Source organism: Larkinella fluvii (genome assembly GCF_051857545.1).
Taxonomy (GTDB): domain Bacteria; phylum Bacteroidota; class Bacteroidia; order Cytophagales; family Spirosomataceae; genus Larkinella.
In genome coordinates, this window is sequence record NZ_JBPZHB010000005.1 from 415,022 (window position 1) to 429,331 (window position 14,310).

Below are 14,310 nucleotides of genomic sequence, written 5' to 3' on the forward strand. Positions count from 1 at the left end.
AACCAACATGAAAGCACTGCGCCGAGAATCCCGTAGGGTTGGCGACATCAACTTAGTCGATATTCCAATTCCCGAACCCGTCGGCAACCTGGTACTGGCAAAGGTGGCCTACGCGGGCATCTGTGGCAGTGATCTTGATATTCTCTACAGCCGCAACACCATTTACCAGCCACCCGTGGTGCAGGGACACGAGTTTTCGGCGGTCATTACCGACGTAGGCGGGGCGGTTGCCGACTATAAAACCGGCGATAAAATTGTCTCTGAAACCACCTTTGGTAGTTGCGGCAGATGCCAGATGTGCCGGGACGGTAATTATCACCTGTGTTTGACTAAAGACATCGTTGGCTGGACCGAAAACGGTGGATTCGCCGAGTACGTGTTGCTCAACAGTCAATACCTCCACCGGTTATCGGCCCAAACGAATTTACTGTCGGCTGCGCTGGTGGAGCCAACCGCCATTGCTGCCGAGGGGGTCCACGTAAAGGGAAAACTACAACCCGGCGAAACTGTGGCCGTAATTGGCCCCGGCACCATTGGGATATTGAGTGCGCTGGTGGCATTAGAGTTAGGGGCCAAAACCGTGTATCTCATTGGGTTGAGCGACGCGCGGGATGTGCGCTTCCGAATTGCTACCGAACTGGGCATTACCCATTGCATCGACTCCGGCACGACTGACCCGCTCGCGTACATCCTGGATACGAACGGGGGTGATAAACCTGATTTAGTCCTGGACGCTACCGGCACTATAAACGGCTTTCGGCAGGCCCTGGACCTGGTTAAACGAAATGGCCGGATTATCGAAGCGGGGTCCATCACGACCGAAACGTCTTTTCCCTGGAAGAAAGCGGCATACGCAGCGATTGACCTCCACTTCGTTTTTTCTTCCTCGCACGCAGCCTGGGCCAAAGCCGTCCAGATTTTCAACACGTCCCGGATTGATTACACCAAACTGATCACGGCCATCTGCCCGCTCGACGACTATCAGCGTGCATTTGAGTTGGCGGCTAACCCGTCTCAGAGTTTAAAAGTCTTATTTGATCCCAGTCGATAACCTTATGGAATTACACGGAATTTGCCCGGCCATTGCCACCCCCTTCACCGAAACCGGTGCGGTTGATTTTGACAGCTACCGCAACCTGGCCCGGCATCTGCTTCAGGGTGGCTGTCACGGCATTACCCTCTTTGGCATCGCCGGTGAATACTACAAATTGACCGAGACGGAAGAAAAACAGCTCATCAACATCACCGTGGATGAATGTCGGAAAGCGGGCGCAGCTTCGATTATATCCATCACCCGCCACGCCACCGAAATTGCCGTCGAATGGGCCAAATACGTCGAAAGCGCAGGCGCCGATTGCCTGATGCTGTTACCCCCGTTTTTTTTGAAGCCCTCGGCAGCGAGCATCTTCGACCATATCCGGCAGGTGGGACAGGCGGTCAGCGTACCCATCATGGTGCAATACGCACCCGAACAAACCGGTGTTGTCATCGACCCCGCCATGCTGATTCAGTTAGGCCAGGAGGTAGAAAACATCAGCGTGTTCAAAATCGAGAATAAACCATCAGGCAAATACATCTCCAACCTCCTGAAAGCCTCCGGCAATAAAGCCCGCATCTTTATCGGCAATGCCGGGTTCCAGATGATTGAGGGGCTAGACCGGGGAGCGGTGGGCGTGGTACCGGGCTGTTCGATGTATGATATCTACCTGAGCATCTACAATGAGTACAAGGCGGGCAACCGGGCGAAAGTTTTTGAACTGCACAGTGTACTCAATGCGATGCTGAACCACATCCGTCAGGACGTCGAAATGATTATTGCTTACGAAAAGAAAATCCTCAAACGACGGGGCATCATTGCCAGCCATTACTGCCGCAAACCCACGCACCAGCCCGATGACATCGACCTGAGGTTGTTCGATGAATACTACGAAATGATCCGCCCCTACTTTGCGGAATCCGTCCCTCAACCCACGACCATCAGCTAATGGATTTTTTAACCATCGGTGTCTTTGTCGTCTATTTTGCAAGCATCCTCGCCATTGGTTTGCGGGCGGGACGACGGGAGAAAAAAACGGCGGATGAGTACTTTCTGGCGGGCCGACGGCTGCCCTGGTATGCCGTTGGGTTGTCGATGGCGGGTGCCAATTTTTCAACAGAGCATTTTATTGGCATGGTCGGTACGGCGTATTTCATGGGCGTGGCTCCTGCCAACTGGGAGTTGATTGCCTTTGTGCCGCTCAGTTTGCTGATTTTTATTTTCCTGCCGTATTATTTTCGCAAGAAGATCTACACCGTCCCGCAGTTTCTGGAAAACCGGTTTAACGGCACCACCCGGCTGATCTTTGCCGCCATTATCATTATTCACAGTATCGTGGCGATTCTGGCCGGGGTGCTGTATGGTGGGGGACTGATTTTTCAGGAATTGTTCGCCCATGATGAAGTCCGGCTGACCGAAGCGGGTCAGATTAGTCCGTCGCTGTTGCTGGGCATTAGCGTGCTGGCCGTTACGACGGGTATTTATAGCGTGAAAGGCGGGTTAGCAGCCGTAGTCTGGACCGATGTCGTGCAGGTTATCATTCTCATCATTGGCGGCAGTGTGGTAACTGTTATTGCCATCGACCGGGTGGGCGGCTGGGACGAACTCTGGCGATTAAATCAGCAACTTGCCGACGGACGCATTCACCTGTTTCAACCGGCTACCGATCCTATTGTCCCGTGGACAGGGTTAGTTACGATCTGGCTGACGATCAGCATCTGGTACAACTGCGCCAATCAATTTTACATTCAGCAGTGCTTTGCCGCCCGCAGCGAGTGGGATGCCCGGATGGGTATTGTGCTGGTGGCAACCATCAAACTCCTTAAACCCCTGATTATCGTCGTGCCGGGCATGGCGGCTCTGCTCATTTTTGGGAAGGGTATACCGCAGGATAAAGTGTTCGTAAAAATGGTGCAGGAATTAGTGCCGGAAGGTATCCGGTCTATCGTGCTGACCGGCATGGCGGCTGGCATTATGTCTACCATTTCGAGCGTTCTCAACAGCATTTCCACCATTTTTACGATTGATATTTTCCAACGGTATCTGCGGCCCGAAGCCTCACAGCAGCACTTGGTGCGTGTGGGGCGCTGGGCCGTGGCGGTGGCCCTGCTTATCGCTACGGGTATTGCGCCGTTCATTTTACTGCTGGGCAAAGGGCTGTTTATTTATATTCAGGACCTTGCCTCGTATTTCGCCCCACCGATTTCAGTCATATTTCTGGTGGGCATTCTGTGGCGGAAAGCCTCGGCTCGGGCGGCTAATTCGACCCTCATTGCCGGTATTGTGTTTGGGATATTTCTCAAGATCATTACGCCACAATTACCCACTAACCTGTCGGTTTTGATAACCCCGTTCCTGAATCGGGCGTTTTTCTGCTGGCTGTTTTCGCTCTCCGTAATGGTTTCCATATCGTTACTGGGCGACCGGTTAAACCGGAAGCTTCTTGCCGAGGACATCATCTGGAAACCGTCCTACGTGCGACTATCCGCCGAGGAGAACAGTCGGCACCGGGGTTGGCAGAATTTTATGGTCTGGTGGAGCATTGCCCTCGCCCTGCGAGTCATCGTTTACATCGTTTACGCCTAATTAGTTTTTCAAACATGAATGATAAAATCAAGCAGGTTGAGGTATTCCCCATTTCTATACCCCGCGACGTGCCATACTTGGGGCCACTGGAGAGCGGCAATGTCCAGAACGGAAAGGGGTATTTCATCCGTCCCGGTAACAACAGCGTTTACCACGTTAGTGACCAGAGTGTGCTGGTTAAAATCACGACCGACAGCGGGCAGTATGGATGGGGCGAATGCGTAGGATTCGTGGTGCCGGAGGTGGCCGTGGCCATCATCGGTGAACTCATCGGCCCCTTGCTCATTGGTCAGGATCCCCACGATGGCGTAAAGATCTACGAAGACCTGTACAACGCCATGCGGGTACGGGGTTTCTTTGGCGGCTACTACCACGATTCCCTTGCTGCCATCGACATTGCTCTCTGGGACTTACGTGGCAAATTAGTGGGTCTGCCCATCTGTAAGTTGCTCGGTTCGCAACGTCACGACCGGCTACCGGCCTACGTATCGGGACTGCCCAAACCCACCATTGCCGAACGCGCTCACCTGGCCAAAAGCTGGATGGATAAGGGCTTTGACGCTTTTAAGTTTGCCTCCGCCGTTTCACACGACGGTATCGTAGCCGAGATGGAAGCGTTGCGAAAAGCCGCCGGTGACGAAGCTAACATCCTGATTGATATGCATTGGAAATTCACCGCTGCCGAAGCGATCAAGCTGATAACCCGGCTTGAAGCGTATAACCTCTACGTAGCCGAGGCACCTGTAAAACCCGAAGACATCAATGGGCAAGCCCTGGTGGTTCGGTCGGTGAAAACGCCCGTAGCCATTGGCGAGGAACTACGCACGGTATACGAGTACCGGCCCAGGTTTGAAGAAAGCTGTATGCACGTTATTCAGCCCGAAATGGGTCGCACCGGGATTACTTCATTCTGGAATATCTGTCAGATGGCAGTGGCGTTCAACCAAACGGTGATGCCCCACGCCAGCATCGGGGTGGGTATTTTTCAGGCCGCTAGTCTCCACGTTTCTGCCGCTTTGCCCAACCTGGTTTGCCACGAGTATCAGCATTCGATTTTCGACAAAAATCTCCGGTATCTGCGGGGAAATATGCGCTGCGAGGAAGGCTTTTTTTACCTGCCCGATGGGCCGGGCCTGGGCGTGGAACCGACCGATGAACTGTTCGATTTCCTAAAGAAATAAGAAGCATGAGTCTGTCAACCGTTGATCGGATTCAGGTACAACCCCAAACCGGCGGTGCGTCGATGGTTGTTGCCCCGGCCCGTGGCGGGCGGGTGTGTGCATTGGTGTTGCCATTGAATGGGACCGGCTATTCAATTCTGGACGGTTTCCCGGATGATGAAGCGATTGAAGAGGATCGACGGTACAAAAGTGCTCCGCTTATTCCGTTTCCGAACCGGGTCAATCGCGGTCAATACACGCTCGACAGCACGCATTACCAATTGCCGATTAATGAACCCCGGCAGGGTCATGCGATTCATGGCTTACTCTACAATTGCCCAATGACGGTTGAAGATAAACAGATTACCGGCCAAACAGCTCAAATTCAGTTGAGCTACTCGTATATCGGTCAGATAAACGGGTATCCGTTTCCGTTCGAACTTGCTGTGACGTATAGCATCAGTGAGCCGGACGGTTTTAGCTGCATGACGACAGTGAGCAACACGGGTGCCACGGCCATGCCGCTGGGGGTTGGCTGGCATCCCTACCTGCGATTATCGGGCGGCATGGCCAATTGGACGATGCAACTGCCCGACTGTCAGCTTTATACACTAAATGATGCCTCTATCCCGACCGGTCATAAACAGGAATATAGCACTTACCGCCAACCGGCCCTGCTTGCCGATACGTACCTCAATAACTGCTTTGCGCTCACACAGGAAACACCTCGCTGCGAGATTCTATTCGGCTCTCCGACCCGCGACCGGCAACTCGTCTTTTGGATGGAATCAGGCGTTAATCAGTACCGCTATTTTCAGTTGTTTACCCCACCGGACCGACTGTCCATTGCCGTAGAACCGATGTCGTGTTGCCCTAATGCATTCAATAACCACGATGGGCTGATTCAGCTCGAACCCGGCAATACAGTCAACGCTTCGTATGGACTGCAACTTCGACCCATCCCGCAACGTCCCCAACCTACTGACAATCATGCCTAACTTTATTGTTTGCTTTAGTGAAATCATGCTGCGACTATGTCCGCTAACCCAGTTTGATCGGATAAAAAAGATGCATGTGCTGAAAATGGACTTTGCTGGAGCCGAATCCAACGTAACAGTTTCGCTGGCTAAACTTGGCTACACGGTTCGTTTCGTCACCTGTCTGCCCGGTAATGTAATTGTTAGTGCAGCCATAAACAACTTGCGGCAGTCTGACCGAATGGCCAGTTCAGTTTTGTGAACTGGCCAAACAGACCTGAGTCAATCGGGTAATATTATACCTTGATATACGGTTAAAACCTATTTGCAACCACAGATATGATCTATAAGAACAGATGCCGTCTGGCCAGACTATTTTACCGATTCGCGCTACGAATCGGATTACTGCTTACGATATTCGCAGCGACAGCGACGACCTTGTTTGCCCAGCTAACGGCTCCATTGCAGATTAAAAACCCGCATTCTGTTTCTCTCGAGAACTTTTGTCAACAGAATCCGTTGACTGTGGCTGCGTTTTTTGATTAAATCAATCTGGATTATCCGGGTTTGGGCAACGTGAGGCTGGCGGTCAGCCAAAAAAACTGGGTAAAAGCAGCAATGAATTTGCTGGCTTATTACCAGACCAATGGTTCCAGCGCCCAGCTACGGGTATGTAGCCTGGCAACAAATCCGGCTGCGTTGACCGAAGCCAATGCCAGTCTACAGTCGGTTTTTACTTTTCAGGGCATAACCGACACCTTACCGGTAAACACAGCCAATCGTCTTAACTGGTTTCATAAAGGCCCCAATAATGATATTGAATGGGCGTATTTTCTGAACCGGATGGGTTACGTCGAATCGTTGCAAACCGCCTATTGTCTAACCAGCGATGCCACGTATGCCAGAGCGTTTAATCGACTGATAATTGATTGGGTCGTTAGTAATCCTGCCCCTGATACCAATTGGAACACAGCACCCTGGCGGGTTCTGGAAGTAGGATTGCGCTTGTTTGGCTCCTGGCCAACCGGTTTCTTTGGCTTTCAGCAAGCCACTGAATTTACACCCGTTGCCCGCTTGCTGATGTTAATGTCGTTGCATGAGCATGGGGCCTATGTCAGTAAGTACCACTGGGTTCATCATAATCACGGGGTGATGGAGTTGAACGGACTGACCCGGTTAGCGTTGTGTTTTCCTGAATTCAAACAGGCGGATGAGTGGTATCACCACGCCCTGACGGGCATGGCCGAAGAGTTTAGGTTTCAGAGTTATCCGGACGGAGCGATGAAAGAGCTAACCAATAGTTATCACTGGGTGGTGGTCAGGAATTTCCTGGCTTACCTCGATTTAAATAAAGCATACCACAAATCCATTCCAAAGGAGCTTGAAGAGATTGTGAAGCGAATGTGTGATTACATGGCATACACTGCCCGTCCCGACGGCTACGGGCTGCTTAACAATGATGCCGACTTGCTAAACAATCATGCCTTGCTCAAGCCACTGCTCCAGACATTTCCCCGCCCTGACTGGCAGTATTTGTTATCACATGGTAAGGAAGGGCAGCGGCCCGCGCAAACGTCCATGATGTTTCCCTGGGCGGGTCACTTTATCATGCGCAATGGCTGGGGCGAAGCGGAAGGCAAAGACCATTTTGCATTCTTTGACAATGGCCCGTGGGGAACCTCGCATCAGCACAATGACAAACTACATCTGTCGGTATACGCCAATGGCCGCGAACTACTCTGCGATGCGGGGCGAATGTATTACAAGCCCGACAAATGGCGGCAGTTTGTCAACCTCTCAGCTTCGCACAATGTAATTGCACTGGATGGAAGAGGGCAAAACAACTACGTGCCCGAAGCCTCGAAACCGCTAGCCGATTCGAGCTACAGCATTCAGCCCGAACTGGACTTCAGCATCGGCACGTATGAAGGCGGGTTCGAAGACCTAACGCCCCATGTGCCCCCGATAACCTCTAACGAAACCGCCAAAAAGATAACCGGACGCCATACCCGCGCCGTTATTTACCTGAAGAATCGGTACTGGATCGTCGTGGATCAAGTACAGTCCGACAAACCACGCACCCTGACAGCCTACTGGCATTTCAACCCGGCCTGTTCGGTTATAGCCGAAGGTCAGTCGGTGCTGACCAATGATTCCCAAAAAGGCAATCTGCGCTTTATGCCGGTAATGGCGGAAACCTGGTCTGTTAATTTGGTTAAGGGCCGGGAAAACCCCTCCGTGCAAGGATGGTACAGTGAGCGGTACAATCAGCGGGTAGCGGCCTGTTGCGCGGAATACAGTACTAAAATGGCTGGGACTTCCGCCACCTTTGCCTGGATCTTATACCCTTCGGCTGATGAAAAGCTACCTGAGATCACCGCTCAGCTATTACCTGCCCCCGCTGGAGCGATCCGGCTAAAGGTGCAGATTCCGGGTGAGAAATCAGTAGAACTGGCGTTGAACATGGGAGTTATGCAGGCCGTTTCTTTGTCAAATGGATTTACGCTCAACGGGCGTTGTGCCTTGCTGCGCGACGGGAAATTACCACTGGTTGTTCAGGGTAAACTTTCAGATAAAACTGGAAGAGTAGTAGTCAAAAACTAACGCTGTCAATCGTGGGCTTCTTTTAACAACTGGGACGCCGGACGATCCCGTTAATAAAATACTTCTATTCGAATGAGGCTGGCTAATAATCCTCTCAACCCCCTAATTAACTGGACATAATTTCCGTAGACGAAGTTTTACTTTTACGGGATTATGAACAAGCAAAGACGAGCCTGGAATCTAGCCGAAAAATTCGAAGCACTCCAGCTTTTGAAGAAAGAAGGCATCAGTAAAGCCTGTCGCCAACTCGGCCTCTCAAGCACGACCCTCTACAATTGGCAACGAGCTTTCGAGCAAAATGGGGAACTAGGCCTGAGTTCCAAACAGGATCAGGATAAAAACCCCGAGTTTGAAAGATTAAAGCGGGAGAACCGCGAGCTGAAAATGCTGGTGGCCGAAAAAGAACTGATCATCCGGGTCCAAAATGAACTGCTAAAAAAAAGTCCTTAGCCAAGTCAATCCGGCTTCTGGTGGCGCAGGATTGTATTGATGCCGGTATCGCTAAGAGCTTGGTGCTGAGCCTGTGTCAGATCAGCCGGAGCTTATTCTACTACAAGCCGCAGTGCGGAAATAGGCCAGCGGGCCGAGTTTGTAAGACCATTACCAGCAAAAGAACCGGAGGTTATAAGTTTGATAATCAAGTGGTTGGTGATATTCGAGCCCTGCTGGCCCAGGAATTTGTGGATTACGGCTACTACAAGACCACAATCTATTTGCGTCAAACCTACCTGATTAACCCAAAAAAAGTGTATCGCCTGATGAAAGAGCATGGCCTTTTAAACCTCGGTAACCGGGCTTATAACTCCACTAAACGCCAGTGGGTGAAGGATTTAGTGCCCGATCCTAAAGTTGAATTTACTTATTTTGAGTTCGACATTAAGTACATTTATATTCACGCCCGGCGTAGCCATGCCCAAGTGATAACCGTGCTGGATGTGTTCAGTCGATGGAACATGGGGCACTTGATCAAGTGGAAGATGCGCCAACAGGATGTGGTAACCCTATTTGACACAATCTTTGAAATTTATCTCTTACCAGCCCAGTTCTATGTCCGCAACGACAATGGAAGTCAGTTTGTGGCTGATATGGTGCAAACTTATTTTCGCGACCGAAATATCGTTCAAGAATTCAACAAACCTGCTACGCCCGAGCAAAATGCGCATATTGAGAGCTATCACAGCATTCTGGAAAGAGCCGTTTGTAAGCGATACGAGTTCGAGAGCCTGCCCCAAGCCATTGACATGCTAAATCGTTTCCGGGATCTTTATAACTTGGAGCGGATTCATTCGGGGCTCCACTATCGAAGTCCGTATCAATTCCTGCTGGAAAGAGGAGTTGATATGAAAGACCTGAAAAGCACAAAATGTTCCAACTAACAAACAGGAAATTTTGTCCAAAAATTAGGGGGTCAGTGCATAATCTTAAAGTCGTTATGCTGAAGATATCCGCACTTCACTGCATACATGGGGCTCAAAGGTCTTAGTATAGTCAAACTGAAGTCAAATTAATGGAATGTGTACCCAATGGACATAGTTAACTCTCCGGCTAAACCGGACCAACCCAACGCCCCTTCTACACTAAATGAGCGGAGTACCTTATCTCAGAAAACCCTCGTGGCTGTTGTATATCTTTCTTTTAATAAAATTTGAGCCTCCAGCTGAGAGATAACAATTCCAAAATTCAGCCCGTTACCCGAAAATGGGTCTCGGATTTAATTGGATTCAGCTTGTCAATCGGCTGGTTCGAGTTGTGCAACAGCCACCCTCAATTGTGAGACAACGTAATGTTGAAAAGACCCTACTGTGTTTGGAACCATGATGACCTACGAGCAGTAGTTTGTGAACGAGCTTATTGACGCCAGATGAGCCCCTTATTTATGTTGAGAATGATAGGTTCAAAAAGCTATTCCTTTTAATAAGCTTCGTCTTTTTCCCTTTTCAATAATCACCCTGTACTTTGCCATTACACTAAATAACTCGGAGCGACCGCAAGGGTCATTTGTTAGCTAAAGCCGTGCTTTCCAGCCTTGTATTTAACTTTGAGAAAAAACAATTCCTTTATGTAGACATTAATCGTCGCGAAAGAAAGACAAGGAATCTGACAACTCTACCCTATCGAAAACCAGATGGACCCATTAACTGCCAAAGGCTTTTGGTCAAAAGTAGGTTTGGAGAGCATACCCTGCTCTACCAACTGACTTCACGGGGGTGGCTAAGAATCGCCCGGGGCGTATTTGACAGTTTGCCTCGTCATTCACCCGGAGGAATGATTCCTGAATGAATGCACCCAATGAGTTTAATCTTGAATACGTTCATCAACCGGTGAACCTAACTTTCTATCCAGATATCCTGCCTTCGTTGCTCAGTCGCATCAGGGCAGATCAGGCCGTCAGAGTAACCTCTTTTTCCGGAGTTACAATAATTTTCCGGCGGTGTTTCATGCCCCACTCGCGCAATGACCCCAATACGTCGTCCAGCGTTCGGCCATAAGTTGTAATGGCGTATTCGACGCTCACCGGCTTGGTTGGCAGCACCGTTCGTGTTATTAACTGGTGGCTTTCCAGCTCCTGCAACTCCTTCGATAGCATTCGGGGAGTAATAGCGATCTCCCGTGCCAGTTCCTTGAACCGATGGGGCCGGTTCAGGAGTGTTATCAAGATCAGGAGCTTCCATTTTCCGCTGATGACTTCCAGCGTATCCAGAATCGCTAGGCGGCTCATCCGGCAGGATTCTGTTGTGTGTACTTCCATAGATATACAAAAAGATACTAGTATACTTTATGTAACTGATAACAAAGGTATATCAGATAACCTATACTTTAGATGCGTCATCTAATTAATTTTATTATGAATATCTTATTGTGGGTTTTACAGATTGCGCTGGCCCTGTTTTTCCTGGTACCAGCCACCATGAAAATTAGAACGCCAAAATGCCAACTGATTGAAAAAGGCCAGCTTGCCCCCGGCGATTCAACGGTTCCTGTCCGGACGATCGGCTTGCTCGAATTACTGGGTAGCCTGGGGATTATTCTCCCCATGTGGCTGGGTATACTCCCTATCCTGACCCCATTGGCGGCCACTTGTTTTTGTCTGGTGATGGTGGGTGCTATGGCCCTACACGCAAAAAAAAGCGAATACAAGGTGCTGTCCCTGTTGGTTATGGTCTTTATAGCGGCTGCATTTGTGGCCTGGAATCGCTTCGAACAGTTAGCCTCATAAATAGGGTTGCTGAGGGCTATTATTTATAGTCGACTGGGTTCACTACTGACATACGGCTGTCACTTCTCTGGCTTTTCTTTGTAGTATCAATCAATAATTTCAACCATTAGAAAGCCATGGAAAACACAGCGCAGCTTCGCCAAGCGACGGATTCGATCGTCATCTCACCCGAGCAACTTCTTGCGCATTGGCAGGGACACCGGGGACTCAGCCGCCGATTGATCGAAGTCTATCCCGACGAACACTTCTTTTCGTATACCCTGGGCGGCATGCGACCTTGCTCGGCGCTGATTGATGAAGTCCTGCAAATGGCCGACCAAAGCATGCAGGGCGTTATTTCGGGCGAGTGGCCTTCCTTTGGCGAGCGTGCAGAGGCAACACCCAATGCAACGACGAAGGATCAGGTTCTGGCGCAGTGGGATCGGGTGACCGAGAAGATTAATGCCTGTTGGCCGCAAATTCCACCTGCTCGTTTTCAGGAAGTTGACAAGGCTTTTGGTCTGTATGAAGGACCTATCTACTGGTTTCTTTTCTACCTGATCGATAATGAAATTCATCACCGGGCTCAGGCTTATGTCTATTTACGCACCCTGGGTATAGAACCGCCTGCTTTCTGGGATCGCCCCCAGGTATAGTCCGCCAGTCCGCCACCCAGGAGATATGCCGTTTTACAAAAGCCTTTGCCGATCTATACATCGGCAAAGGCTTTTTCGTAATGTGCTGGCGGCTTCCATTCAGTGTATTCAGGGAAAGATAGCCTCAGGTTGATAAGGTTTTTTGGCCTCCTGCACGACCTTTTCCAACCAGTGTTTAACCGTTTTTCGGCTGACCTCAAACTTAGCAGCCGCTTGTCCGATATTGAGTTTGCCGCGGTGAATCTCATTTACCATCTGGCGCATGAAAAGATCGTGCTGCTGCATGCGGATTTCGATAAGTTGATCCATAAGTTAGGAAGTTTATGGTCAACATTTATCAGGACAAGACAATCGCCAGTGTCCTGTTACAAGTTCACTGCCAATATGGTTCAATATTTTGCAAAGCTCAAAAAAGGAGAGGTGTCCCGTAAGAGCCACCTCTCTTTCATAACTTCAAAAATTGATTAATTCTGAACAGCCAACGGGTTGTACAAAATTTCATCTTCGGGAATCTGAAGGGTCATTTTGGCTACCGGTAAACTGGACTTAGTAACATGGTTAGCAGAGCTGGCTCTGTCGACAGGGATATTCCAGCGCTTGTTGTTGTAGAACTCGCGGCCGCCTTCACCCCATAGTTCAATGCGGGTTTGCAGTTGCACCATTTGTAACGTGGTGAGCCCCTGCATCGCAGGATAAGTAGCCGTAGTGAGCGGTGTCATTCCTGTTGTGGTACGCGCAGCCAACAGCCTATCGAGCGTTGCTTTGGCAGCAGCTTCTGTGGCTGGCGACATCGCTTCCGCTTCCGCTTTCATCAGCAGTACTTCCGCAGAACGCATGTAAAACGCCGTTGAAGCGCCCACATCTATTTTGTTGTTGCTGTTCAATCCGTGGGTAGCTGCAAATTTTAGGTTCGTGTAAGAAGGGATAAAGGCAACTGTATTGTTTGGCGGATAGGTGTAGTTGCCAAGTGGTGCGAGCGAAAAGGCATCTTTACGGAAATCATTGGGTGCTATTTTTTCATACAGTCGGTTATCAATCCGCTTGTAAGCTCTTTCCAGCCCTCCGTTCCCTCTACCGAAGGGATTCATGTAAGCGGTAAAGTACGTGTTAGCAGCACCAAGCGGAAATCCTAAAATGACCTCCGGATTTTGCGCATTATTGAGAAAGCCATTGGTTTCCGGCCTTATTTCGGGAGCTGCTGCGGTGCCGATGTTCTTACCTCCGTACTGTGCCTGGCTTAGAAGCGTTGGATACTTTGCCAGAATCTCATTGCACGCACTGATCGCAGTAGCCCAGTCCCCAGTCCATATCGATACCCGTGCCAGCAGGAAATTGGCCACAGCCAGATCGATATCAGTGATATCAGCCGTATAGCCAATCCCAGCCTCTTTGAACAAGGCAATGGCACGGTTCAGGTCGTTTTTGATAAAAGCATACGTTTCGACAGCAGACGAACGGGGCTTGTTTTCCTGAGTGGGTTGAAACCGGTCATACAACGGAAGGCCAAGTTTGTCCTTTCCGCCCTGCAGGAAGGCGTCCTGATAATTTTCCATTAGATAGTTGTACCCATAGGCTCTGGCAAACAACCCTCTGGCTTTACATTCCTTCAGAAAGTTGTTGCTGGCCACGGTTTCATCCGGAAGATAATTTAGCATCTGGTTAGCAGTCGTAATACAAAACCAGCCGTACCTCCAGTAATTACCATTCTTTGCGTTGGCTGATCCAATGAAGTCACCGAGCTGGTATTCGATTGAACCGGAGAGTACATTCAGCCCTTCCTGATCTCCCAGAATGATATCATTTCCTTCAATAGATCGATTGACATCCAGTCCCTGACTGGAATAATACATGTCCGCAACGCCCGCACCTGTGGCACCTACGTTGTTGAACAGCAGGGGCATGGCGTTGGCCATTCCACCCATGACGATCCGGATCTTGGCCTCGTCACCCGACGCCAGAAGTTCGGCTATTTGCTTATCGGTAATGCTGTGTGGGGGCTCCACTTCCAGCTTATCGGCACATCCAGAAAATAGCAGCATACCCGAAACTGCCAAACCCGTTATATATTTATTGAGAATACGCATCTTTCGACTAA

At 50.0% G+C, this 14,310-nt stretch carries 14 protein-coding genes; 11 read left to right on the top strand and 3 right to left on the bottom strand.

The window, feature by feature from the left end:
• The first annotated feature begins 7 nt into the window (after window positions 1-7).
• The 9 genes from ACS5NO_RS15155 to ACS5NO_RS15195 all read left to right on the top strand — a co-directional run bounded on the left by ACS5NO_RS15155 (window position 8) and on the right by ACS5NO_RS15195 (window position 9,739).
• Window positions 8-1,051: a zinc-dependent alcohol dehydrogenase gene (locus ACS5NO_RS15155; protein ID WP_439415939.1), complete on the top strand. Its 1,044-nt coding sequence runs from the start codon at window positions 8-10 to the stop codon at window positions 1,049-1,051.
• Between the two features lie 4 nt (window positions 1,052-1,055).
• Window positions 1,056-1,985 (top strand): dihydrodipicolinate synthase family protein, encoded by a 930-nt coding sequence (locus tag ACS5NO_RS15160; protein WP_439415940.1) that lies wholly within the window; start codon window positions 1,056-1,058, stop codon window positions 1,983-1,985.
• Window positions 1,985-3,622: an SLC5 family protein gene (locus tag ACS5NO_RS15165; protein ID WP_439415941.1), complete on the top strand. Its 1,638-nt coding sequence runs from the start codon at window positions 1,985-1,987 to the stop codon at window positions 3,620-3,622. Before ACS5NO_RS15160 ends, ACS5NO_RS15165 begins: the two co-directional genes overlap by 1 nt.
• Window positions 3,623-3,636: 14 nt before the next feature.
• On the top strand, window positions 3,637-4,803 hold the full coding sequence (locus ACS5NO_RS15170) for a mandelate racemase/muconate lactonizing enzyme family protein (RefSeq protein WP_439415942.1): 1,167 nt from the start codon (window positions 3,637-3,639) through the stop codon (window positions 4,801-4,803).
• Between the two features lie 5 nt (window positions 4,804-4,808).
• Window positions 4,809-5,780, top strand: coding sequence for an aldose epimerase family protein (locus ACS5NO_RS15175; RefSeq protein WP_439415943.1), 972 nt, complete (start codon window positions 4,809-4,811; stop codon window positions 5,778-5,780).
• The gene (locus ACS5NO_RS15180) at window positions 5,773-6,021 is read left to right on the top strand and encodes a carbohydrate kinase family protein (RefSeq protein ID WP_439415944.1); all 249 of its coding nucleotides are present in this window, start codon (window positions 5,773-5,775) and stop codon (window positions 6,019-6,021) included. The genes ACS5NO_RS15175 and ACS5NO_RS15180 overlap by 8 nt, the downstream gene beginning before the upstream one ends.
• Before the next feature lie 290 nt (window positions 6,022-6,311).
• A complete protein-coding gene (locus ACS5NO_RS15185) occupies window positions 6,312-8,363 on the top strand; it encodes an alginate lyase family protein (RefSeq protein ID WP_439416155.1) in 2,052 nt (683 codons plus the stop codon).
• Window positions 8,364-8,516: 153 nt separating this feature from the next.
• Window positions 8,517-8,813 carry a transposase gene (locus ACS5NO_RS15190; RefSeq protein WP_439415945.1) on the top strand — a complete coding sequence of 99 codons (297 nt, stop codon included), beginning with the start codon at window positions 8,517-8,519 and terminating at the stop codon, window positions 8,811-8,813.
• 20 nt (window positions 8,814-8,833) lie between these two features.
• The gene (locus tag ACS5NO_RS15195) at window positions 8,834-9,739 is read left to right on the top strand and encodes an integrase core domain-containing protein (RefSeq protein WP_439415946.1); all 906 of its coding nucleotides are present in this window, start codon (window positions 8,834-8,836) and stop codon (window positions 9,737-9,739) included.
• A gap of 1,004 nt (window positions 9,740-10,743) precedes the next feature.
• On the opposite strand, the gene ACS5NO_RS15200 is transcribed toward ACS5NO_RS15195, so the two are convergent.
• Window positions 10,744-11,082, bottom strand: a complete 339-nt coding sequence (locus ACS5NO_RS15200) for a winged helix-turn-helix transcriptional regulator (protein ID WP_439415947.1) — start codon at window positions 11,080-11,082, stop codon at window positions 10,744-10,746.
• Window positions 11,083-11,208: 126 nt separating this feature from the next.
• Between ACS5NO_RS15200 and ACS5NO_RS15205 the strand changes: the two genes are divergently transcribed.
• Window positions 11,209-11,580, top strand: coding sequence for a DoxX family protein (locus tag ACS5NO_RS15205; protein WP_439415948.1), 372 nt, complete (start codon window positions 11,209-11,211; stop codon window positions 11,578-11,580).
• Between the two features lie 116 nt (window positions 11,581-11,696).
• A complete protein-coding gene (locus tag ACS5NO_RS15210; protein ID WP_439415949.1) occupies window positions 11,697-12,215 on the top strand; it encodes a DinB family protein in 519 nt (172 codons plus the stop codon).
• Window positions 12,216-12,323: 108 nt separating this feature from the next.
• Here the strand turns inward: ACS5NO_RS15210 and ACS5NO_RS15215 are convergent, their stop codons facing one another.
• The gene (locus ACS5NO_RS15215; protein ID WP_439415950.1) at window positions 12,324-12,524 is read right to left on the bottom strand and encodes a helix-turn-helix domain-containing protein; all 201 of its coding nucleotides are present in this window, start codon (window positions 12,522-12,524) and stop codon (window positions 12,324-12,326) included.
• Between the two features lie 155 nt (window positions 12,525-12,679).
• Window positions 12,680-14,299, bottom strand: coding sequence for a RagB/SusD family nutrient uptake outer membrane protein (locus ACS5NO_RS15220; RefSeq protein WP_439415951.1), 1,620 nt, complete (start codon window positions 14,297-14,299; stop codon window positions 12,680-12,682).
• Between the last annotated feature and the right edge of the window lie 11 nt (window positions 14,300-14,310).